This window comes from Streptococcus halitosis, from assembly GCF_027691175.1.
GTDB lineage: Bacteria > Bacillota > Bacilli > Lactobacillales > Streptococcaceae > Streptococcus > Streptococcus halitosis_A.
The window spans coordinates 99,010-121,883 of the sequence record NZ_JAQFBD010000002.1; the positions used below are offsets into that span (position 1 = coordinate 99,010).

23 protein-coding genes are annotated in these 22,874 nt (G+C 40.9%); 22 read left to right on the forward strand and 1 reads right to left on the reverse strand.

The window, feature by feature from the left end:
* Positions 1-13 precede the first annotated feature (13 nt).
* From PG086_RS07110 to PG086_RS07140, 7 genes are all read left to right on the forward strand, one after another.
* Positions 14-853 carry a carbohydrate ABC transporter permease gene (locus tag PG086_RS07110; protein WP_001183240.1) on the forward strand — a complete coding sequence of 280 codons (840 nt, stop codon included), beginning with the start codon at positions 14-16 and terminating at the stop codon, positions 851-853.
* Positions 854-1,081: 228 nt separating this feature from the next.
* The gene (locus PG086_RS07115) at positions 1,082-1,534 is read left to right on the forward strand and encodes a YhcH/YjgK/YiaL family protein (protein WP_000575430.1); all 453 of its coding nucleotides are present in this window, start codon (positions 1,082-1,084) and stop codon (positions 1,532-1,534) included.
* 20 nt (positions 1,535-1,554) lie between these two features.
* Positions 1,555-2,199: a YesL family protein gene (locus tag PG086_RS07120; RefSeq protein ID WP_270748355.1), complete on the forward strand. Its 645-nt coding sequence runs from the start codon at positions 1,555-1,557 to the stop codon at positions 2,197-2,199.
* 170 nt (positions 2,200-2,369) lie between these two features.
* Entirely contained in the window at positions 2,370-3,287 is a 918-nt protein-coding gene (locus tag PG086_RS07125) for a dihydrodipicolinate synthase family protein (protein WP_270748356.1), read from the forward strand.
* 17 nt (positions 3,288-3,304) lie between these two features.
* Complete coding sequence (locus PG086_RS07130; RefSeq protein ID WP_109290168.1) at positions 3,305-4,189, forward strand: ROK family protein; 885 nt, start codon at positions 3,305-3,307, stop codon at positions 4,187-4,189.
* A gap of 357 nt (positions 4,190-4,546) precedes the next feature.
* On the forward strand, positions 4,547-4,915 hold the full coding sequence (locus PG086_RS07135; protein WP_057489331.1) for an EXLDI protein: 369 nt from the start codon (positions 4,547-4,549) through the stop codon (positions 4,913-4,915).
* 174 nt (positions 4,916-5,089) lie between these two features.
* Positions 5,090-5,212: a hypothetical protein gene (locus PG086_RS07140; RefSeq protein ID WP_009730439.1), complete on the forward strand. Its 123-nt coding sequence runs from the start codon at positions 5,090-5,092 to the stop codon at positions 5,210-5,212.
* On the opposite strand, the gene PG086_RS07145 is transcribed toward PG086_RS07140, so the two are convergent.
* Complete coding sequence (locus PG086_RS07145) at positions 5,209-6,060, reverse strand: MurR/RpiR family transcriptional regulator (protein ID WP_270748367.1); 852 nt, start codon at positions 6,058-6,060, stop codon at positions 5,209-5,211. The two genes, PG086_RS07140 and PG086_RS07145, sit on opposite strands and share 4 nt — an antisense overlap.
* Positions 6,061-6,316: 256 nt before the next feature.
* Here PG086_RS07145 and pbp2b point away from each other — a divergent pair, with 256 nt between their 5' ends.
* The 15 genes from pbp2b to PG086_RS07220 all read left to right on the forward strand — a co-directional run bounded on the left by pbp2b (position 6,317) and on the right by PG086_RS07220 (position 22,838).
* Positions 6,317-8,359: a penicillin-binding protein PBP2B gene (gene pbp2b / locus PG086_RS07150; RefSeq protein WP_268703710.1), complete on the forward strand. Its 2,043-nt coding sequence runs from the start codon at positions 6,317-6,319 to the stop codon at positions 8,357-8,359.
* 10 nt (positions 8,360-8,369) lie between these two features.
* Positions 8,370-8,966: a recombination mediator RecR gene (gene recR, locus PG086_RS07155; protein WP_000966754.1), complete on the forward strand. Its 597-nt coding sequence runs from the start codon at positions 8,370-8,372 to the stop codon at positions 8,964-8,966.
* Between the two features lie 174 nt (positions 8,967-9,140).
* The gene (locus tag PG086_RS07160; protein WP_270748372.1) at positions 9,141-10,184 is read left to right on the forward strand and encodes a D-alanine--D-alanine ligase; all 1,044 of its coding nucleotides are present in this window, start codon (positions 9,141-9,143) and stop codon (positions 10,182-10,184) included.
* A gap of 84 nt (positions 10,185-10,268) precedes the next feature.
* Positions 10,269-11,642, forward strand: coding sequence for a UDP-N-acetylmuramoyl-tripeptide--D-alanyl-D-alanine ligase (locus tag PG086_RS07165; RefSeq protein WP_270748373.1), 1,374 nt, complete (start codon positions 10,269-10,271; stop codon positions 11,640-11,642).
* Positions 11,629-12,240, forward strand: coding sequence for an NUDIX hydrolase (locus PG086_RS07170; protein WP_270748374.1), 612 nt, complete (start codon positions 11,629-11,631; stop codon positions 12,238-12,240). Before PG086_RS07165 ends, PG086_RS07170 begins: the two co-directional genes overlap by 14 nt.
* 196 nt (positions 12,241-12,436) lie before the next feature.
* On the forward strand, positions 12,437-13,141 hold the full coding sequence (locus PG086_RS07175) for a TIGR02206 family membrane protein (protein WP_270748376.1): 705 nt from the start codon (positions 12,437-12,439) through the stop codon (positions 13,139-13,141).
* A gap of 233 nt (positions 13,142-13,374) precedes the next feature.
* Positions 13,375-14,745 carry a cell division protein FtsA gene (ftsA, locus tag PG086_RS07180; protein WP_270748378.1) on the forward strand — a complete coding sequence of 457 codons (1,371 nt, stop codon included), beginning with the start codon at positions 13,375-13,377 and terminating at the stop codon, positions 14,743-14,745.
* Positions 14,746-14,761: 16 nt separating this feature from the next.
* Positions 14,762-16,018 carry a cell division protein FtsZ gene (gene ftsZ / locus PG086_RS07185; RefSeq protein WP_000144258.1) on the forward strand — a complete coding sequence of 419 codons (1,257 nt, stop codon included), beginning with the start codon at positions 14,762-14,764 and terminating at the stop codon, positions 16,016-16,018.
* Between the two features lie 3 nt (positions 16,019-16,021).
* Positions 16,022-16,693 carry a YggS family pyridoxal phosphate-dependent enzyme gene (locus tag PG086_RS07190; protein WP_007521215.1) on the forward strand — a complete coding sequence of 224 codons (672 nt, stop codon included), beginning with the start codon at positions 16,022-16,024 and terminating at the stop codon, positions 16,691-16,693.
* Between the two features lie 9 nt (positions 16,694-16,702).
* The gene (locus PG086_RS07195; RefSeq protein ID WP_000053358.1) at positions 16,703-17,233 is read left to right on the forward strand and encodes a cell division protein SepF; all 531 of its coding nucleotides are present in this window, start codon (positions 16,703-16,705) and stop codon (positions 17,231-17,233) included.
* A complete protein-coding gene (locus PG086_RS07200) occupies positions 17,233-17,493 on the forward strand; it encodes a YggT family protein (protein WP_000576502.1) in 261 nt (86 codons plus the stop codon). The genes PG086_RS07195 and PG086_RS07200 overlap by 1 nt, the downstream gene beginning before the upstream one ends.
* Entirely contained in the window at positions 17,490-18,281 is a 792-nt protein-coding gene (locus tag PG086_RS07205; RefSeq protein ID WP_007521218.1) for an RNA-binding protein, read from the forward strand. The genes PG086_RS07200 and PG086_RS07205 overlap by 4 nt, the downstream gene beginning before the upstream one ends.
* An 8-nt stretch (positions 18,282-18,289) precedes the next feature.
* Positions 18,290-19,084, forward strand: a complete 795-nt coding sequence (locus PG086_RS07210; protein ID WP_001123193.1) for a DivIVA domain-containing protein — start codon at positions 18,290-18,292, stop codon at positions 19,082-19,084.
* A gap of 253 nt (positions 19,085-19,337) precedes the next feature.
* The gene (gene ileS / locus PG086_RS07215) at positions 19,338-22,130 is read left to right on the forward strand and encodes an isoleucine--tRNA ligase (protein WP_000768060.1); all 2,793 of its coding nucleotides are present in this window, start codon (positions 19,338-19,340) and stop codon (positions 22,128-22,130) included.
* Positions 22,131-22,457: 327 nt separating this feature from the next.
* Positions 22,458-22,838 carry a hypothetical protein gene (locus tag PG086_RS07220; protein WP_000856379.1) on the forward strand — a complete coding sequence of 127 codons (381 nt, stop codon included), beginning with the start codon at positions 22,458-22,460 and terminating at the stop codon, positions 22,836-22,838.
* Positions 22,839-22,874 lie beyond the last annotated feature (36 nt).

Here is a 22,874-nt window from a genome sequence, read left to right on the forward strand (position 1 = left end):
AAAGGAGACAGTTATGCAACCTACACAAAAGAAACCCTTAACAGCTTTTACTGTTATTTCAACGATTATCTTGCTCTTGTTGACCGTACTGTTCATCTTTCCATTCTACTGGATCTTGACAGGGGCCTTCAAATCACAACCGGATACTATTATGATTCCACCACAATGGTTCCCTAAAGCTCCAACAATGGAAAACTTCCAACAACTCATGGTGCAAAACCCTGCCATGCAGTGGATGTGGAACTCTGTATTTATCTCACTGGTAACCATGTTCTTAGTCTGTGCAACCTCTTCTCTAGCAGGTTATGTCTTGGCTAAAAAACGTTTTTATGGTCAACGCATCCTCTTTGCAGTCTTTATCGCTGCTATGGCACTTCCAAAACAAGTTGTCCTTGTACCATTGGTACGTATCGTCAACTTCATGGGAATTCACGATACTCTCTGGGCAGTTATCTTGCCTTTGATCGGATGGCCGTTTGGGGTCTTCCTTATGAAACAATTCAGTGAAAATATCCCGACAGAATTGCTTGAATCAGCTAAAATCGACGGTTGTGGTGAAATTCGTACCTTCTGGAGCGTAGCCTTCCCTATTGTGAAACCAGGATTTGCAGCCCTTGCAATCTTTACCTTCATCAATACTTGGAACGACTACTTCATGCAGTTGGTTATGTTGACTTCACGTCAAAACTTGACTATCTCACTCGGGGTTGCGACCATGCAGGCCGAAATGGCGACCAACTATGGTTTGATCATGGCGGGTGCAGCTCTTGCAGCCGTGCCAATCGTAACAGTCTTCTTAGTCTTCCAAAAATCCTTCACTCAGGGTATTACTATGGGAGCTGTTAAAGGATAATACTCTGCGAAAATCGAATTCAAACTACGTCAGCATCACCTTGCCATACTTAAGTATTGCCTGCGGTTAGCTTCCTAGTTTGTTCTTCGATTTTCATTGAGTATAAGAGAATACAGAGTTATAAGTGTCTACAAAATGGAGAGTATGCAGTTACTTCGTGAAGTTTTGTCAGACACTTATCAACTTAATTTATGATTTTAGTTAACTATCAGAAACGAAGGAAACAGTATGATTTTTGACGATTTGAAAAACATCGCCTTTTACAAAGGAATCCATCCCAATCTAGACAAGGCTATCGACTATCTCTATCAGCACCGTAAGGATTCTTTCGAACTCGGTAAGTATGAGATTGACGGGGACAAGGTCTTTCTAGTTGTTCAGGAAAATGTCCTCAATCAAGCTGAAAATGATCAATTTGAGCATCATAAGAACTATGCAGACTTGCATTTGCTGGTAGAAGGACATGAATATTCGAGCTACGGTTCACGTATCAAAGACGAAGCGGTAGCATTCGACGAAGCGAGTGACATTGGCTTTGTTCATTGTCATGAACGCTACCCACTCTTGTTGGGTTATCACAATTTTGCGATTTTCTTCCCAGGAGAACCGCATCAGCCAAATGGCTATGCAGGTATGGAAGAAAAAGTTCGCAAGTATCTCTTTAAAATTTTGATTGATTAAAAGAATCAGGAGGAGCAAACATGGCACAAAAAGGAGTAAGCCTTATCAAGGCAGCATTTGATACAGATAATTTTCTCATGCGTTTCAGTGAGAAGGTTTTGGATATCGTCACAGTCAATCTTCTTTTTGTCGTCTCTTGTTTGCCCATCGTAACGATTGGAGTGGCGAAAATCAGCCTTTATGAAACCATGTTTGAGATTAAGAGAAGCAGACGGGTACCAGTCTTTAGAACTTATCTAAGAGCCTTCAAGCAAAATCTGAAACTGGGGCTTCAGTTGGGTCTGATAGAGTTGGGCATTGTGTCATTAAGCCTTCTAGACCTCTATCTCTTCTGGGGACAGACTGCTTTGCCTTTCCAGATTGTGAAAGCTATTTGTTTGGGGATTCTCATCTTCCTTACTCTCGTGATGTTGGCTAGTTATCCCATCGCTGCGCGCTATGATTTGTCATGGAAAGAAGTGCTGCAAAAAGGGCTTATCTTGGCAAGTTTTAACTTTCCATGGTTCTTCCTCATGTTAGCCATTCTCTTTCTTATTGTGATGGTTCTTTATCTATCCGCCTTCACTCTCCTTTTGGGTGGATCGGCCTTTATCCTCTTTGGTTTTGGTTTGCTAGTCTTTCTCCAAGCAGGATTGATGGAGAAAATCTTCGCCAAATACCAGTAGGATGGCTCGTTTCTGAAACTACTTTCAATCGTTACAGTTTCTAAAATACAAGTAGAAACTAAAATCTAAGTGTATACAAGATATTGAAAGCGATTTTCACAAGGTGTATACTAAACTTGTAAAAAATAGAACTGCTCTTAGCAGAAAAAAGAAATCTTAGGAGAAAATCTATGTCAGATTTAAAAAAATACGAAGGTGTCATTCCAGCCTTCTACGCATGTTATGATGATCAAGGAGAAGTCAGTCCAGAGCGTACGCGTGCCTTGGTTCAATACTTCATTGATAAGGGAGTTCAAGGTCTCTATGTCAATGGTTCTTCTGGTGAATGTATCTACCAAAGTGTGGCAGATCGCAAATTGATTTTGGAAGAAGTCATGGCAGTTGCCAAGGGCAAATTGACTATCATCGCTCACGTAGCTTGCAACAATACCAAAGACAGTATGGAACTTGCTCGCCACGCAGAAAGTTTGGGTGTAGATGCCATTGCAACGATTCCGCCGATTTACTTCCGCTTGCCAGAATACTCAGTTGCCAAATACTGGAACGATATCAGTTCTGCAGCTCCAAACACAGACTACGTGATTTATAACATTCCTCAATTGGCAGGAGTTGCTTTGACTCCAAGTCTTTATACTGAAATGTTGAAGAATCCTCGTGTTATCGGTGTTAAGAACTCTTCTATGCCAGTTCAAGATATCCAAACCTTTGTCAGCCTTGGAGGAGAAGACCGTATCGTCTTTAACGGTCCAGATGAACAGTTCCTAGGTGGCCGCCTCATGGGCGCTAAAGCTGGTATCGGTGGTACATATGGTGCGATGCCTGAACTCTTCTTGAAACTCAATGAGTTGATTGCTGAAAAAGACTTGGAAACAGCGCGTGAATTGCAATACGCTATCAATGCAATCATCGGTAAATTGACTGCTGCACATGGAAATATGTACTGTGTCATCAAAGAAGTTTTGAAGATCAATGAAGGTTTGAACATTGGTTCAGTTCGTTCACCATTGACACCAGTAACTGAAGAAGATCGCCCAGTTGTAGAAGCAGCTGCAGCCTTGATTCGTGAAACCAAGGAGCGCTTCCTCTAATCCATAAGGAGGTATTTATGACACACTACGTTGCAATTGATATTGGCGGAACCAACATCAAATATGGTTTAATTGACCAAGAAGGCCAACTTGTTGAATCGCATGAAATGCCAACTGAGGCATATAAGGGTGGATCCCATATCTTACAAAAGACAAAAGATATCGTAGCCAGCTATTTAGAAAAGGGCCCAGTAGCAGGTGTTGCCATTTCTTCTGCAGGAATGGTGGATCCTGACAAGGGTGAAATCTTCTATGCGGGACCTCAAATCCCGAACTATGCAGGAACTCAGTTCAAGAAGGAAATCGAGACTAGCTTTAATATTCCTTGCGAAATTGAAAATGATGTCAACTGTGCAGGTCTTGCTGAGGCAGTATCTGGTTCAGGCAAGGGAGCGAGTGTGACACTTTGTTTGACCATTGGAACAGGTATCGGTGGTTGCTTGATTATGGATGGGAAAGTTTTTCATGGATTTAGCAATTCTGCCTGTGAAGTCGGTTATATGCATATGCAGGATGGGGCTTTCCAAGATTTGGCTTCTACGACAGCCTTGGTAGAATATGTGGCAGCAGGTCATGGAGAACCAGTTGACCAGTGGAATGGGCGACGCATCTTCAAGGAGGCCACAGAAGGAAACAAGATCTGTATGGCTGGCATTGACCGCATGGTAGATTACCTTGGAAAAGGTCTGGCAAATATTTGCTTCGTTGCCAATCCAGAAGTGGTCATTCTCGGTGGCGGTATCATGGGGCAAGAGGCTATCCTCAAACCAAAGATTCGCACAGCCTTGAAGGCGGCCTTGGTGCCAAGCCTAGCTGAAAAAACACGATTAGAATTTGCCTATCACCAAAATACGGCAGGTATGTTGGGAGCTTATTATCATTTCAAAACAAAACAATCCTAGTTTGGAATTATAGAATTAAGCAGAACACTTAATCACTAGTTGAGTGAAAAATGTTTTGCTTAATTCTTTTTTTGATGATAGAAAAACTGTCAAGTATATGAAAAGTAGTGGAAAGACAAAGAGAATTACAAAAAAAGAACGATAGGAGCAGAATTTCTACCATCGAAAAATATATGAGAGGAGATAGCCTTAGAAGACGGTGCAAGCACTCTACTTTGTTTCTAAATACTAAAACTTAAATCAAGAAGAAAAAAGTGATATAATAGGATGGATAAGAAATTGACAAATTAGAATTTGTTTTCCTTGGGTTCCTTGATTTTCACTTTTGTCCAATTTTTGAATATATGGAGGTAATTTATGGAATATAAAGAAATAAAATTAAACGTTTCAAATAATAAAATCAGAGAATATAAGCAATTTGAAGGCTTGAAATTATATTCTGATTTTTTCAAATCTGAAGACGGAAGAAAATTAACTAATAAAAGAGTATATGTTACAAGAAAACAAAATTATGTTTATTATGAAAGAACGGATGTAAATTGGAATTATTGGTCAAATAAAGATAGTTATAATTCAGATTTTATTCCAGATAATGTTGAACATGATATTATTTTTGAGATTTCTTCAGAACTAAGCACCTTTAGTAAACATTTAGGAAAAGAACTGATTGAAAAAATAGAATTAAAATATAAAAATGGAGAGATTTTAGAAATATTAGACATTTAATCCACTGGTTTAATTAGAGTCATTATTAAAATATAAGATCTTTATACTCATATATTCAAATCTCGGTTTGTAGAAGCGAAACAATTAAATAAAACCATTGAAGAGGAAGTAAAAGCAAGTAGCCGATACTTCCTTTTTTGTTGTCAAAAATCCAAAAAACGGAAAGGAGAATTTATGGAAGAACTGAAAAATAAGGATAAAAACGGCATTAGCTCAAAGAGAAAGATTGGAAAGATCACTTATGAGCTTATTATCATTTCAAAACAAAACAATCCTAGTTTGGTCCAACCAAACTAGGATTTTCTAGCGCGTTTTTGTCTACGATAGCCGTTGAGTTTTTTATTTTCCCAATAGCTATTAAAGATTTTTTCCTTGCTCTCACGATTGATTTCTAAAAAGTAGGCATAAATCAAATCTGTTAAAAAGAGCATAGGGAGTTGAGCGGAAATACGCTGGATGTAAGAAGATTGGCTATGACTTGCGACTAGGACTGTTTCGGTGTAGGCCTGACAGTCTTTGCTAGGAGAACTGGTAAAGAGAATGGTCTTGGCTCCCATGTCCTTGGCATCCAGCAAACTATCTAGAACGGATTGGGTAGTGCCAGATAGAGAAAAGCCGAGCACCAAACAATTTTCATCCATGATGCTGGTCGTCCATGCAAAGCCGTCTTGATCGGTTAAGGCTTCACAGACCACACCCAGACGCATGAAACGCAATTTCATTTCACGAGCGACAAGACCGGAACTGCCTGTTCCAAAGAAGTAGACACGCTCAGCATCTTCGATTAACTGGGCAACGCGCTCCAGTTGTTCTTCGTCAATCAAATCCTTCGTTTGTTCTCGCATGATACTGTAGCTTCGCAAAACACGTTTAGTCAAAGGACTGTGTTTGTGTGAATGAGTGTCCGGTTTACTAGCCTGATGCTGGTATTGAAAGACGAACTCTCGGTAGCCTGTAAAACCACACTTTTTGGCAAAGCGGGTCAAGGCTGCTTGGGAGATATGTAATTTCTGGGTAACTTGCTGAGAAGAGAGATCATCTTGGATCGTTTCAGCTTGCAAAAAATAGCGAGCGATTTCTTGCTCGAGCTCGGTTAATTCTTCAAAATGGAGGTCGATTATGGTTGCGATATCTGGCTTGTTCATGAGGCTCCTTTTTATGAGTCAAAGTCTTAAAAGTTAACGCTTTCCTAACTATTACTATCATTATATCATAGAAAATAGGATAACCAAATAAAAAGGCATTTTCAGTTAAAAGTCAAAAAATGCTTCGACTTTTCCAAGAGTTTCTCCGTAAAATATGGTACAATGAAATGTACTGAACATCACCTGTTTGCTCTATTATTTTATATGTAAATAAAGGTGAAAATCGGAAATTTTTCTAGAAAAGAGTCTTAGTTGTATGAGAAAATTCAATAGCCATTCGATTCCTATTCGGCTTAATTTACTGTTTGCCATTGTTATCCTGTTGTTTATGGCCATTATTGGTCGATTGTTATATATGCAGGTGCTCAATAAAGATTTCTATGAAACAAAATTGGCCTCAGCCAGCCAAACAAGGGTAACAACCAGTTCAGCTCGTGGACAGATCTATGATGCGGCAGGGAAACCCTTGGTAGAAAACACTGTCAAGCAGGTTGTTTCTTTCACACGAAACAATAAAATGACAGCAGCAGAATTGAAGGAGACAGCCAAGAAACTTCTCACATATGTGAATGTGACCTCCCCTAATTTGACAGACCGTCAGATTGCAGACTACTACTTGGCGGACCAGGACGTTTACAAAAAAACAGTCGAATCCTTACCAAGTGATAAACGCCTGGATTCAGATGGAAATCGTTTATCAGAAGCAACTCTCTACAATAATGCAGTTGAAAGTATTGACGTGAGTCAACTCAATTATACAGATGACCAGAAAAAGGAAATCTATCTCTTTAGTCAGCTCAATGCCGTTGAAAATTTTGCGACAGGAACCATTTCTACGGATGCCTTGAATGATACCCAAGTTGCTCTCGTTGCATCAGCATCCAAGGAATTACCAGGTATCAGTATTTCAACCTCATGGGATAGAAAAGTCCTAGACACTTCTTTGTCTTCAATTGTAGGTAGTGTATCAAGTGAAAAATCAGGTCTTCCAGCGGAGGAAGTGGACGCTTATTTGAAAAAAGGATATTCTCTCAATGACCGAGTGGGAACTTCCTATCTTGAAAAGCAATATGAAGATGTTCTTCAAGGCAAACGCTCCGTCAAGGAAATCCACCTTGACAAACACGGAAATATGGAAAGTGTAGAAAATGTCGAAGAAGGAAGCAAAGGAAACAACATCAAACTAACAATTGACCTAACTTTCCAGAATGGTGTAGATGACCTACTCAAGAGCTACTTCAACTCAGAGTTGGGTAACGGTGGAGCCAAATACTCTGAAGGAGTCTACGCTGTAGCCCTCAATCCTAAAACCGGTGCAGTTCTAGCTATGTCGGGTGTCAAGCATGATGTCGAATCCGGTGAATTAAGTTCAGATTCACTTGGAACGATAACCAATGTCTTTGTTCCAGGATCTGTCGTTAAGGCAGCAACCCTTAGCTCTGGTTGGGAAAACGGGGTCTTGTCAGGCAATCAAACCTTGACAGATCAGCCGATTGTTTTCCAAGGTTCGGCTCCGATCAATTCATGGTATACCTTGTCCTATGGCTCCTTCCCTATCACAGCAGTTGAGGCTCTAGAGTACTCTTCTAATACCTACATGGTTCAGACTGCGCTAGGGATCATGGGGCAGTCCTACCAGCCAAATATGATAGTCGCAACTGATCAGTTAGAAACTGCAATGGGCAAGTTGCGATCAACCTTTGGGGAATATGGACTTGGAGCTTCAACAGAGATTGACCTCCCAGATGAATCTACAGGATTTACACCAAAAGAATTTGATTTGGCCAACTATATTAATAACGCCTTTGGCCAGTTTGATAACTACACACCTATGCAGTTAGCCCAGTATGTCGCAACCATTGCAAACAATGGCGTACGATTGGCTCCTCACATCGTTGAGGGAGTTTATGGAAACAATGAACAAGGTGGCTTAGGCAATCTAGTTCAAGAAACAGCCACCAAGGAACTGAACAAGATCAATATCTCAGAAGCGGATATGGCTCTCTTGCACCAAGGTTTCTATCAAGTTTCGCATGGAACGAGCGCTCTAACAACTGGTCGTGCCTTTTCAAATGGCTCATCCGTTTCCATCAGTGGGAAGACAGGTACTGCCGAAAGTTATGTCAATGGTGGTCAAAAAGCCAATAATACCAACGCAGTTGCTTATGCTCCGTCTGATAATCCTCAAATCGCGGTCGCAGTCGTCTTTCCTCACAACACCAACCTAACAAATGGTGTCGGACCTTCAATTGCGCGTGATATCATCAATCTTTATAATCAACAACATCCAATGAATTAGAAAGGAACTTATGCTGTATCCAACACCTATTGCCAAGTTAATTGATAGCTATTCAAAGTTACCAGGTATCGGGATCAAAACGGCTACTCGTCTCGCCTTTTATACCATTGGAATGTCTGATGACGATGTCAATGAATTTGCCAAAAACCTTCTATCTGCCAAGCGGGAATTGACCTATTGTTCCATCTGTGGTCGCTTGACGGATGATGACCCTTGCTCGATCTGTACAGATCCGACTCGAGACCAGACAACCATCTTGGTGCTAGAGGATAGTCGCGATGTGGCTGCTATGGAAAATATCCAAGAATACCACGGACTCTATCATGTCTTGCACGGTCTCATTTCTCCTATGAATGGTATCAGTCCAGACGATATCAACCTCAAGAGCCTCATGACTCGTCTCATGGATAGTGAGGTTTCAGAGGTGATTGTGGCAACCAATGCGACAGCGGATGGAGAAGCGACATCCATGTATCTCTCTCGTTTGCTCAAACCAGCTGGTATCAAGGTCACTCGCCTGGCACGAGGCCTGGCCGTGGGGGCAGATATCGAATATGCGGATGAAGTCACACTCTTACGAGCCATTGAAAATCGGACAGAGTTGTAAGTTTGGACAAGTTTACGAATTCAATTCATTTAGTTAAAAAGCAAGGAGACCGAATTTGATGTTAACGGTCTCTTTTTATCTCTCTTAAATTCTAGTACCATGTTCAAGTTTCAAAAAAGAAGCAAATATGATATACTAAAGAACGAGTATTCTATTAGAATTGGAACAAATAATATGAAACAAACGATTATTCTTTTATACGGTGGACGAAGTGCAGAGCGTGAAGTCTCTGTCCTTTCAGCTGAGAGTGTGATGCGTGCGGTCAACTACGATCGTTTCACAGTCAAGACTTTCTTCATCAGCCAGTCAGGTGACTTTATCAAAACGCAAGAATTTAGCCAGACTCCAGGTCAAGAGGATCGTCTTATGACCAATGCGACGATTGACTGGGACAAGAAAATCGCGCCAAGTGCTATCTACGAAGAAGGCGCTGTGGTCTTTCCAGTTCTTCATGGACCGATGGGAGAAGACGGATCTGTTCAAGGATTTTTAGAAGTTTTGAAAATGCCTTATGTCGGTTGCAATATCTTGTCATCCAGCCTTGCCATGGATAAAATCACGACTAAGCGAGTCTTGGAGTCTGCTGGGATTGCCCAAGTTCCTTATGTGGCCATTGTCGAAGGGGACGATGTGACTGCTAAAATCGCTGAAGTTGAAGAAAAATTGACTTATCCAGTCTTCACGAAACCGTCAAACATGGGTTCAAGTGTCGGTATTTCTAAGTCTGAAAACCAAGAAGAACTCCGTCAAGCTTTGGAACTTGCCTTCCAATATGACAGCCGTGTCTTGGTTGAGCAAGGAGTGAATGCCCGTGAAATCGAGGTTGGTCTCTTGGGAAACTACGATGTTAAGAGCACGCTTCCTGGTGAAGTGGTCAAGGACGTTGCTTTCTACGACTACGATGCCAAGTATATTGACAACAAGATTACCATGGACATCCCAGCCAAGATTAGTGATGATGTAGTAGCTGTCATGCGTCAAAATGCAGAAACTGCCTTCCGTGCGATCGGTGGCCTTGGTCTATCTCGTTGTGATTTCTTCTATACAGATAAGGGCGAGGTTTTCCTAAACGAGCTCAATACCATGCCAGGTTTTACCAAGTGGTCTATGTACCCACTACTTTGGGACAATATGGGAATCAGCTACCCAGAACTAATCGAGCGTTTGGTTGACCTTGCTAAGGAGAGCTTTAACAAGCACGAAGCGCATTTGCTATAAAGATGGAAGAGAGGGGTAGAAGCCGGAATCGTCACTGTAGGTGATTAGAGTTCTCGGACTTCAACCCTTTTTAAAGGAGTAGAAATGAAATTAACAATCCATGAAGTCGCCCAAGCTGTTGGAGCTAAAAATGATGTTAGTCTTTTTGCGGATGCTCAGTTAGAAAAAGCTGAGTTTGACAGTCGTTTGATTGCTGCAGGGGACTTATTTGTGCCCCTAAAAGGTGCGCGTGACGGTCATGACTTTATCGAAACAGCTTTTGAAAATGGTGCGGTAGTAACCTTGTCTGAGAAAGAGGTTGCAAATCATCCTTACATTCTAGTAGACGACGTGTTGACTGCCTTTCAAACCCTAGCCGCCTACTATCTTGAAAAAACAGCGGTCGATGTCTTTGCTGTTACAGGTTCAAATGGCAAGACAACGACCAAGGATATGTTGGCACATTTACTATCAACAACCTACAAGACCTACAAAACCCAAGGCAATTACAATAACGAGATTGGCCTTCCCTACACGGTTCTTCACATGCCTGAGGGGACAGAAAAGTTGGTCTTGGAGATGGGACAGGATCACTTGGGAGATATCCATCTCTTGTCTGAATTGGCTCATCCTAAGACAGCCATCGTGACCTTGGTTGGAGAAGCTCATTTGGCCTTTTTCAAAGACCGTTCAGAGATTGCTAAAGGGAAGATGCAAATTGCTGATGGTATGGCACCAGGTTCCTTGCTCTTGGTACCAGCTGACCCGATCGTAGAGGACTACTTGCCTACAGATAAAAAAGTGGTCCGTTTTGGGCAAGGGGCAGAGTTGGAAATCACAGACTTGGTCGAACGCAAGGATAGTCTGACCTTTAAGGCTAATTTCTTGAATCAAACTCTTGATTTACCAGTGACTGGTAAGTACAATGCTACCAATGCCATGATTGCATCCTATGTTGCCTTGCAAGAAGGAGTTTCAGAGGAGCAAATTCGCTTAGCTTTCCAAAATCTTGAATTGACCCGTAATCGTACTGAGTGGAAGAAAGCAGCTAATGGAGCAGATATCTTGTCAGATGTGTACAATGCCAATCCCACTGCTATGAAGTTGATTTTGGAGACATTCTCTGCCATTCCAGCTAACGAAGGAGGTAAGAAAATTGCTGTTCTAGCAGACATGAAGGAACTTGGTGACCAGTCTGTTCAACTCCATAACCAGATGATTTTGAGCCTTTCCCCAGATGTACTGGATACCCTTATTTTCTATGGAGAAGACATCGCTGAATTGGCCCAACTTGCTAGTCAAATGTTCCCAATCGGTCACGTTTTCTACTTCAAAAAAACAGCTGACGAAGATCAATTTGAGGCTATGATAAAGCAGGTCAAGGAAAGTCTCGGTGCCAATGACCAAATTTTGCTCAAAGGCTCTAACTCTATGAATCTAGCTAAGTTGGTCGAAAGTTTAGAAAATGAATGCAAGTGATTTTGCCAAGTATCTTCAAAGAATGATTGCCATTACAGATACTGGATTAACCTTTACAAAAGATCCTTTTGACCGCGAGCGTTACGAGGACTTGCGAAGCCTGTTATCTGAAATGTTGAATCAGGTATCAGACCTCGATGCAGAAGAAGTGGCAGAAGTCTTGAAACCAACGTCCGCTTATGCAACTCCTCTGATGGACGTCCGTGCTTGGATTGTTGAGGATGAAAAAGTCTGTTTAGTTAGAGGAAAAGGGGAGGATAGTTGGGCTTTGCCAGGTGGTTTTGGTGAAGTTGGCTATTCTCCAACCGAAAATATTCTTAAGGAAATTGAAGAAGAAACCGGCTTTACAGCAAAAGCTGAAAGGTTACTTGCAGTTTTTGACACCAATCGTTTCCAACTACAGAGCAAACAATATGCAAAGTTTGTCTTTGAATGCCAACTTCTTGATGGACAATTTCAAGAGAATCAAGAAATTGCTGAGCTTCAATTTTTTGCCATTGACCAATTGCCATTCTTATCTGAAAAACGCATCACCAAGGAGCAAATGGAGATTCTTTGGCAAGTTTATAAAGGACAAAGAGACCAATATGTTGATTAGTTTATGCTAGAGAAGTTGACAAATCAAAAAAGGGTATCTGTAAGGTGCATTTCTGCAATACAAATGATATAATAGGTTGCGAATTTAAGACGCAAGTGTTCTATGAATAGTATAGAATCAAGTTTTTTCAAAAAATTTAAAAGCTGGAGAAAGTGAATTTTTTACCGCCTCTGGCTAGATGAATGAGGAATAGAATATGAATTTGTGGGATCAATTATTTACCACGCAGATATCAGAACCGCCCCAGTTTGAACTCCACTGGTATATTGGTTTGTTATGTATACTGGCCTTTACTTTCTACGCTTCTTATCGTTTTCGTGACAAAGTGGCTTACCAACGATTTATTCAGATTCTTCAATCTGTTCAACTGATTGTTCTGTATAGCTGGTATTGGGGGAACCATCTGCCCCTGTCAGAAAGTTTACCCTTCTATCATTGCCGTATCGCCATGTTTGTTATGCTATTGATACCAGGGACTTCCAAGTACAAGCAATACTTTGCCCTTCTAGGAACTTTTGGAGCAACCGTTGCTCTGGCTTACCCACTCTTTGACCCTTATCCGTTTCCGCACGTGACCATCCTGTCCTTTATCATCGGGCACGTGGCACTTTTGGGGAATGCGCTCCTATACTTGTTTAAGAATTATGAAGCTTCCCTGCTCAACTTCAAAAATGTAGCGGTGATTACCTTCACCTTGAACGCTCTGATATGGGTTGTTAATTTAGTTGTCAGTGGGGATTATGGTTTCTTAACGAGACCGCCACTTGTTGGAAATCACGGACAACTTTTGAATTACCTTATTGTTTCGAGCGTTATCGTGATAGCAATTTGCGTAACAGCAAAATTGCTAGAGATTTTTTTACAGCAAAAATCGGAAGAATTTATTCAAGAGAAGGTCTAAAAAGACCTTCTTTTTTTGATGGGTTATAAATATTATCGAATTGTTGACAAGAACATCAAAAACTTTTTCCAGAAGAAAAATTTTCTAATATGTTCTCAAAAAACATGCAGGAAATTTACGAAAAACTAAGCATGATTAGTTTTTTTGTGTTATAATATTCTTTGAATAGCTATGCCCAAACATAGTTATTAAATAGAAGTGAGAAACTTGGAAGATAGAGAGGATGCGATGTAATGACTAGAGATGGTTTTTTTACAGGCTTGGATATCGGAACTAGCTCCATTAAGGTGTTAGTTGCTGAGCATAGAGATGGCGAAGTAAATGTAATTGGTGTTAGTAATGCCAAAAGTAAAGGTGTAAAAGACGGAATTATTGTTGATATTGAAGCGGCTGCTTCGGCAATCAAATCCGCAATCACACAGGCAGAAGAGAAAGCAGGCATTTCTATCAAGTCTGTCAACGTTGGTCTTCCAGCAAATCTTCTGCAGGTCGAACCAACACAAGGAATGATTCCTGTAACATCAGATACAAAAGAAATCACAGATCAGGATGTTGAAGATGTTGTTAAATCAGCTTTGACAAAGAGCATGACTCCTGATCGTGAAGTGATTACCTTTATTCCAGAAGAATTCATCGTGGATGGTTTCCAAGGAATTCGTGACCCTCGTGGTATGATGGGTGTTCGATTGGAAATGCGTGGTCTGCTTTACACAGGTCCTCGTACGATTCTACACAATCTTCGTAAGACGGTCGAACGTGTAGGTATCCAGGTTGATAATGTGATTATTTCACCTTTGGCGATTGTGAACTCAGTTCTCAATGAAGGCGAACGTGAATTTGGTGCAACTGTCATTGACATGGGTGGAGGTCAGACTACTGTAGCGACTATCCGCAACCAAGAATTGCAATTCACCAACATCTACCAAGAAGGTGGAGATTACGTTACAAAAGACATTTCTAAAGTCTTGAAAACATCTCAAAAGATTGCAGAAAGTTTGAAACTGAACTATGGTGAAGCTTATGTTCCGCTAGCAAGTAATGAAACTTTCCAAGTTGAAGTAATTGGCGAAGTAGAACCTGTTGAAGTGACAGAAAGCTACTTGGCAGAAATTATCTCAGCACGCATCAAACATATCTTTGACCAAATCAAACAAGAGTTGGAAAGAAGACACTTGTTGGATTTGCCAGGAGGTATCGTCCTTATCGGTGGAAATGCAATTTTGCCGGGTGTTGTTGAATTAGCCCAAGAAGTATTTGGTGTTCGAGTAAAACTCTATGTTCCAAATCAGGTTGGAATTCGCAACCCTGCATTTGCTCACGTGATTAGTTTATCTGAGTTTGCTGGTAAATTGACTGAAGTCAATCTTCTTGCTCAAAAAGCAGTTAAAGGAGATGAATTCCTTCGTCAAAAACCAATCAACTTTGGCATCCCAAATCAACGTTTGAATCCTGTGGCACAACCAAGCCCAACACAGCCAACTCCAGTTGAAACTGTACAGGAAACTCCAGTTGCTCCCAAGGAAGAATTCCAAGCAAGTTCTCAAAGTAAACCGAAGCTAACAGAACGTTTCCGTGGTTTAATCGGAAGCATGTTTGATGAATAAAAGAGGATAAGAAATTATGACATTTTCATTTGATACAGCAGCAGCTCAAGGCGCAGTTATTAAGGTAATTGGTGTCGGTGGTGGTGGTGGTAACGCCATCAACCGCATGGTTGACGAAGGTGTTGCTGGTGTAGAATTTATCGCAGCCAACACTGATGTACAAGCACTTAGCAGTACGAAAGCAGAAACCGTTATCCAACTTGGTCCCAAATTGACTCGTGGTTTGGGTGCTGGAGGTCGTCCAGAAGTTGGACGTAAAGCTGCAGAAGAAAGCGAAGAAGCTTTGACGGAAGCAATCAGCGGTGCAGACATGGTCTTCATCACTGCTGGTATGGGTGGTGGATCTGGTACAGGTGCTGCCCCTGTTATTGCACGTATCGCTAAAGATCTTGGTGCTCTTACCGTTGGTGTTGTGACACGTCCTTTCGGATTTGAAGGAAGCAAACGTGGTCAGTACGCTGTAGAAGGAATTAATGAACTTCGCGAGCATGTTGATACTTTGTTGATTATCTCTAACAATAACTTACTTGAAATTGTTGACAAGAAAACACCGCTTCTTGAAGCTCTTAGTGAAGCAGATAACGTTCTTCGCCAAGGTGTTCAAGGGATTACTGACTTGATCACGAACCCAGGATTGATTAACCTTGACTTTGCTGACGTGAAGACTGTAATGGCAAACAAAGGGAATGCCCTTATGGGTATCGGTATCGGTAGTGGTGAAGAACGCGTTGTTGAAGCGGCGCGTAAAGCAATTTACTCTCCACTTCTTGAAACAACTATAGATGGTGCAGAGGATGTGATTGTCAACGTTACTGGTGGTCTTGATTTGACTTTGATTGAAGCAGAAGAAGCTTCAGAAATTGTCAATCAAGCAGCTGGCAAAGGTGTAAACATCTGGCTTGGAACATCTATCGACGAAAGCATGAAGGATGAAATCCGTGTGACTGTTGTAGCGACAGGTGTTCGTCAAGAACGACTAGAAAAAGTAGTCGGGTCTGCTACCAACCAACCAGTTGGTCGACCATCAACTAAAACTCCACAAGCACACACATTTGACCGTCAATTCGACTTGGAAGAGACAGCAGAACTGCCTAAATCAAGTCCGCGTCGCTTTGAAACCAACCAAGCATCTGCTTTTGGAGATTGGGACTTGCGCCGTGAGTCAATTGTTCGCCAAACAGATCCCGTTGTTTCACCAGTTGAACGCTTTGAAACACCAGTTTCACAAGATGAGGATGAATTGGATACACCTCCATTCTTCAAAAATCGTTAATCAATGAATTTGAAAAAAAATACTGAATTAGTTTTTCAGCAAATTGCTGATGCTAGTCAAAAAGCCAACCGTAATCTAGATGCTGTTTCAGTAATCGCAGTGACAAAATATGTAGATGTACAAACAGCGGAAGCTTTGCTTCCGCTTGGCATCTATCATATCGGTGAAAATCGGGTTGATAAATTTTTAGAAAAATATCAGGCCTTGAAAGATTACCCAGTCACTTGGCATTTAATAGGAACACTACAGAGACGGAAAGTAAAAGAAGTAATCCCATATGTGGATTACTTTCATGCTTTAGACTCCCTAAAATTAGCCCAGGAAATTCAAAAGAGAACAGATCATGTTATCAAGTGTTTCTTGCAGGTTAATATTTCTGGGGAAGAAAGTAAGCATGGGTTTTCAAAAGAAGAATTGCTAGAACTTTTGCCAGAATTGGCTAAGTTAGATCAGATTGAGTATGTTGGTTTAATGACCATGGCTCCTTTTGAGGCAGACAGTGATGAATTGAAAGAAATTTTCAAGGATACGCAGGCTCTGCAAGCAGAAATTAGAGAAAAACAAATCCCTAATATGCCGATGACAGAGCTAAGCATGGGAATGAGTCGTGACTTTAAAGAAGCGATTCAGTTCGGCTCAACCTTTGTTCGAATCGGTACAGCATTTTTTAAATAGGAGAGAGCTATGTCTTTAAAAGATAGATTCGATAAATTTATAGATTATTTTACAGAAGATGGAGAAGACGTGACTAACTACCAGACTCAACAAGAGGAAACAGTTAGCCCAGCCATCTCATCTTCTAAAGAATTACCAGCATCTGCTCAGCCGGGCTCAGTAAAAGATGCGAATATTACTCGCCTCCATGCTCGTCAACAAGAGTTGGCAAAGCAAAACCATCACTCAGATGAGAAAGTGACGATTGATGTTCGTTATCCAAGAAAGTATGAGGATGCAACTGAGATTGTTGATTTGTTAACTGGAAATGAAAGTATCTTGATTGATTTCCAATACATGACAGAAGTACAAGCGCGTCGCTGCCTTGATTACTTGGATGGAGCTCGTCACGTCTTGGCTGGAAATATGAAAAAAGTTGCGAGTACGATGTATCTATTGACGCCTGTCAACGTTATCGTGAATATTGAAGATATCAAACTTCCAGATGAATCACAAGGTGCCGAGTTCGGCTTTGATATTAAACGAAATAGAGCAAGATAATGATTTTCTTAATCCGTTTAATTCAAAATGCGGTTAGCATTTACTCCATCATTCTCGTTGCATTTGCTCTTCTTTCATGGTTTCCAAATGCCTATGAAAGTCAACTAGGTCGCTTAGTCATCAGACTTGCTCGTCCAGTTATTGAGCCACTTCGTAAGCTCAATTTACAATTTGCTGGTCTTGATTTCACGGTTTGGGTCGCGCTGATTCTAATCCAGTTTCTTGGAAATATCTTAACACGACTAGTACTATTACTATGACAGTAAATCGATCCATTTATCAGCATTTTTCCCAAGATGATATTCCCTTTATTGACAAGGGATTAGAGTGGATAAGGCGGGTAGAAGATACATATGTACCGGTGCTTACTCCTTTTATCAATCCCCATCAAGAACAGATTTTAAGGGTGCTTGCTGGGACATATGGACTGGGTTGCCAAAGTAGTGGTGATTTTCTTCCGACAGAGTCGGTTCGTGTTCTTCTCTATCCAGATTACTTTGAACCGGAAATATCAGATTTTGAAATGGCCTTGTTGGAAATTTGCTATCCGAGTAAGTTTGAACAGCTGAGCCATGGAAAAATATTGGGAACAATCATCAACCAGCTAGGAATTGACCGTAAATTATTTGGTGATATCTTGGTAGATGAAAAGAGAGCACAGATTTTTGTCAATCGTGATTTTATTCCTCTTTTTCAGGATGGGATAAGAAGGATTGGCAGACTTCCTGTATCGCTGGAGGAACGTCCTTTTACCGATAGGATTATATCTAAAATTGACTTTAGAGAACGAGAAATTTTAGTTTCGAGTTTTCGATTGGATGCCCTCTTATCAAGTGCCTTGAAATTATCTAGAAATCAAACTAGTCAACTGATTGAGAAAAAATCTGTTCAGGTGAACTATCATCTGGTTGAAAAATCTGATTACCAGGTTGCCGTTGGAGATTTGATCAGTGTGAGAAAGTTTGGTCGTCTAAAAGTTGTTAAAGACAATGGACAGACAAAAAAAGACAAGATAAAATTAAGCATTCAATTATTATTAAGTAAGTGAGGAAAAGTATGCCAATTACATCGTTAGAAATTAAAGATAAAACCTTTGGTACAAGATTTAGAGGTTTTGACCCAGAAGAAGTAGATGAATTTCTTGATATCGTTGTTCGTGACTATGAAGATTTGGTTCGTAGCAATCATGATAAAGAGACACGCATTAAGAGTTTGGAAGAACGTTTGTCTTACTTTGATGAGATGAAAGATTCCTTGAGTCAATCAGTTTTGATTGCTCAAGATACTGCGGAGCGTGTCAAACAGGCTGCTCAAGAACGTTCAAACAATATTATTCAACAAGCTGAACAAGACGCTCAGCGTTTGCTTGAAGAAGCAAAATACAAGGCAAATGAAATTCTTCGTCAGGCAACAGATAACGCTAAGAAAGTGGCTGTTGAGACAGAAGAGTTGAAGAACAAGAGTCGTGTATTCCATCAACGCCTCAAGTCTACGATTGAAAGTCAATTGGCTATTGTTGAGTCATCTGATTGGGAAGACATTCTTCGCCCAACAGCAACGTATCTTCAAACAAGCGATGAAGCCTTTAAAGAAGTGGTGGGTGAAGTTCTTGGTGAAACTATTCCTTCTCAACCAGAGGAAGAGCCAATTGATATGACTCGTCAATTCACACCAGAAGAGGTTGCTGAATTGCAAGCTCGTATCGAGGCTGGAAATAAAGAATTAGCTGAGTTTGAAGCTCAACAAAATCAACATACAGATGAAAGTGAACAACATGAAGAGTCAGTTGACGTAGAAGCTACTGCAGCAACTGAGGAAGATGCAAACAAAGAATCTGTTCTTATCCTATAAAAGTAAATGTGAGAACAAAATCTAACCAACTATATTTTCAGCGAGCGGGAGATGGTGTGAGCCCTGCAATCCCTAGTCGTTAGATTATCCTCTCAACGAATTCAGTCTGAAAACAGTAAGACTGGACGTTCCCCACGTTACGGGAAAAGAGGAAAAGAGACCCTGTCTTTTTTCGAACAAAGGTGGTACCACGATTTTCGTCCTTTTTGGAAGTCGTGGTTTTTAATTTGTTAATATTTATAAAGGAGATACCATGAAACTCAAAGATACCCTTAACCTTGGGAAAACAGCTTTCCCAATGCGTGCAGGACTTCCTACCAAAGAGCCAGTTTGGCAAAAGGAATGGGAAGATGCAAAGCTTTACCAACGTCGTCAAGAATTGAACCAAGGAAAACCGCATTTCACCTTGCACGATGGACCTCCATATGCAAACGGAAATATCCACGTTGGACATGCCATGAACAAGATTTCCAAAGATATTATTGTTCGTTCTAAGTCTATGTCAGGATTTTACGCACCTTATATTCCTGGTTGGGATACACATGGTCTGCCAATCGAGCAAGTCTTGGCAAAACAAGGCGTGAAACGTAAAGAAATGGACTTGGTTGAGTACTTGAAACTTTGCCGCGAGTATGCTCTTTCCCAAGTAGATAAACAACGCGAAGACTTTAAACGTTTGGGTGTTTCTGGTGACTGGGAAAACCCTTATGTGACCTTGACTCCGGACTATGAAGCAGCTCAAATCCGTGTCTTCGGTGAAATGGCTAAAAAAGGCTATATCTACCGTGGGGCCAAGCCAGTTTACTGGTCATGGTCTTCTGAGTCAGCCCTTGCTGAAGCGGAAATTGAGTACCATGACTTGCTTTCAACTTCCCTTTACTATGCTAACCGCGTCAAAGATGGTAAAGGTGTCCTAGATACAGATACTTATATCGTCGTATGGACAACAACTCCATTCACTATCACAGCTTCTCGTGGTTTGACAGTTGGAGCAGATATTGATTATGTATTGGTACAACCAGCTGGCGAATCTCGTAAGTTTGTGGTTGCTTCAGAATTACTGAATAGTCTTTCTGAGAAATTTGGCTGGGCTGATGTTCAGGTATTGGCGACCTACCGTGGTCAAGAATTGAATAAAATTGTGACAGCTCACCCATGGGATACAGCTGTAGATGAGTTGGTGATCCTCGGTGACCACGTTACAACTGACTCTGGTACTGGTATTGTCCATACAGCCCCTGGTTTTGGTGAGGACGACTACAATGTTGGTGTTGCCAACGGCCTTGAAGTTGCTGTAACAGTTAACGAACGCGGTATTATGATGGAAAATGCCGGCCCTGAATTTGCAGGTCAATTCTACGACAAGGTTGTTCCAACTGTTATCGAAAAACTGGGCGATTTGCTCCTTGCTCAAGAAGAAATTTCTCACTCATACCCATTTGACTGGCGTACCAAGAAACCAATCATCTGGCGAGCTGTTCCACAGTGGTTTGCCTCTGTATCTAAATTCCGCCAAGAAATCTTGGATGAAATTGAAAAAGTGAAGTTCCACTCAGAATGGGGTAAAGTTCGTCTTTACAACATGATTCGTGATCGTGGCGACTGGGTTATCTCTCGTCAACGTGCTTGGGGAGTTCCACTTCCTATCTTTTATGCTGAAGACGGAACACCAATCATGACAGCTGAGACTATTGAACATATAGCTCAACTCTTTGAGGAACACGGTTCTATCATCTGGTGGGAACGTGATGCTAAGAACCTCTTGCCAGAAGGATTTACTCATCCAGGTTCACCAAATGGCGAGTTCAAGAAAGAAACAGATATCATGGACGTATGGTTTGACTCAGGTTCATCATGGAATGGAGTAGTGGTCAACCGTCCAGAACTCAAATACCCAGCAGACCTCTACTTAGAAGGCTCTGACCAATACCGTGGTTGGTTCAACTCATCACTTATCACATCTGTTGCTAACCATGGCGTTGCTCCTTACAAACAAATCTTGTCACAAGGATTTGCCCTTGACGGTAAAGGTGAGAAGATGTCTAAATCTCTTGGGAATACCATTGCTCCAAGCGATGTTGAAAAACAATTTGGTGCGGAAATCTTGCGTCTCTGGGTAACAAGTGTAGACTCAAGCAACGACGTGCGTATCTCTATGGATATCTTGAGCCAAGTCTCTGAAACTTACCGTAAGATCCGAAACACCCTTCGTTTCTTGATTGCCAACACTTCTGACTTTAACCCAACTCAAGACGCAGTAGCCTACGATGAGCTTCGTTCAGTTGATAAGTACATGACCATCCGCTTTAACCAGCTTGTTAAGACCATTCGTGATGCCTATGCTGACTTTGAATTTTTGACAATCTACAAGGCCTTGGTGAACTTTATTAACGTTGATTTGTCTGCCTTCTACCTTGACTTCGCTAAAGATGTTGTTTACATCGAAGGTGCCAAATCACTTGAACGTCGTCAAATGCAGACTGTTTTCTATGATATTCTTGTGAAAATCACCAAACTCTTGACACCAATCCTTCCTCACACTGCAGAAGAAATCTGGTCATATCTTGAGTTTGAAGAAGAGGAATTCGTTCAATTGTCAGAATTGCCAGAAGCGGAAACTTTTGCTAATCAAGAAGAAATCTTGGATACCTGGGCAGCCTTCATGGACTTCCGCGGACAAGCTCAAAAAGCCTTGGAAGAAGCTCGTAATGCAAAAGTAATCGGTAAATCACTTGAAGCTCACTTGACAGTTTATCCAAACGAAGTTGTGAAAACTCTTCTTGGAGCGGTGGATAGCAATGTGGCTCAACTTTTGATTGTGTCAGAATTGACTATTGCAGAAGGACTAGCTCCAGAAGGCGCAGTTAGCTTTGAGGATGTTGCCTTCACAGTTGAACGCGCTGCGGGTGAAGTCTGTGATCGTTGCCGTCGTATCGATCCAACTACTGCTGAACGCAGCTATCATGCAGTCATCTGCGACCACTGTGCAAGCATCGTAGAAGAAAACTTTGCGGATGCAGTTGCAGAAGGATTTGAAGCGAAATAATCAGAAAGAGACTGAGAAAGGTCACTAAAATCATAAAAACGCATAGTATCAAGAGTTCAAGTGCTTTGATATTATGCGTTTTATCATGGGAAAATTTACTAGCCCATTTCCTAGAATGAAGTTCTTCCTGGCCTGTCCGTGTAGATAATTAATATAATCAACTATTCAGTTTTCTCATAATTTTATATTTCTACTAATTATAAAGAGACTGTAGAACTTAAAATTATTTTTTGAAAATCAATATTTATTATAAAATTTTATAAGATTGTTTAATTTTTAGATAAATTATGATAGAATAATACCTATAAAAATTTTAAGGAGATTATTATGAAAACAAATACACTTGCTCGTGTCAACGCTATTTTTGGTCTTATTTCAGGAATTGTATTACTTTTAGCGCCAGTCATCATGTTTATCATGGCTGTTGGAGCTGCTGCGGCAACTGAAGACGCAGATGTAACGGTTGGGACATTGACAGGGCTCTCAATTATTTTGTCATTGGTTAAAATTGCTGTTTTAGTATTGGGAATTGTGGCTATTGTTTATTATAAAGATGATGAACGTGTTACGAATGCACCTTCTGTTTTGCTCATTGTAGGTGGTGCGGTCGGCTTGATTCCATTTTTGGGATGGGTAGGTGGAATTCTAACCATTATTGGTGGTTCACTTTACTTTGGAACATTGAAAAAATTTGTAATTGAAGAGTAGTAGTTTTCCAATTATTTTTTGGGGACTATTTCATCC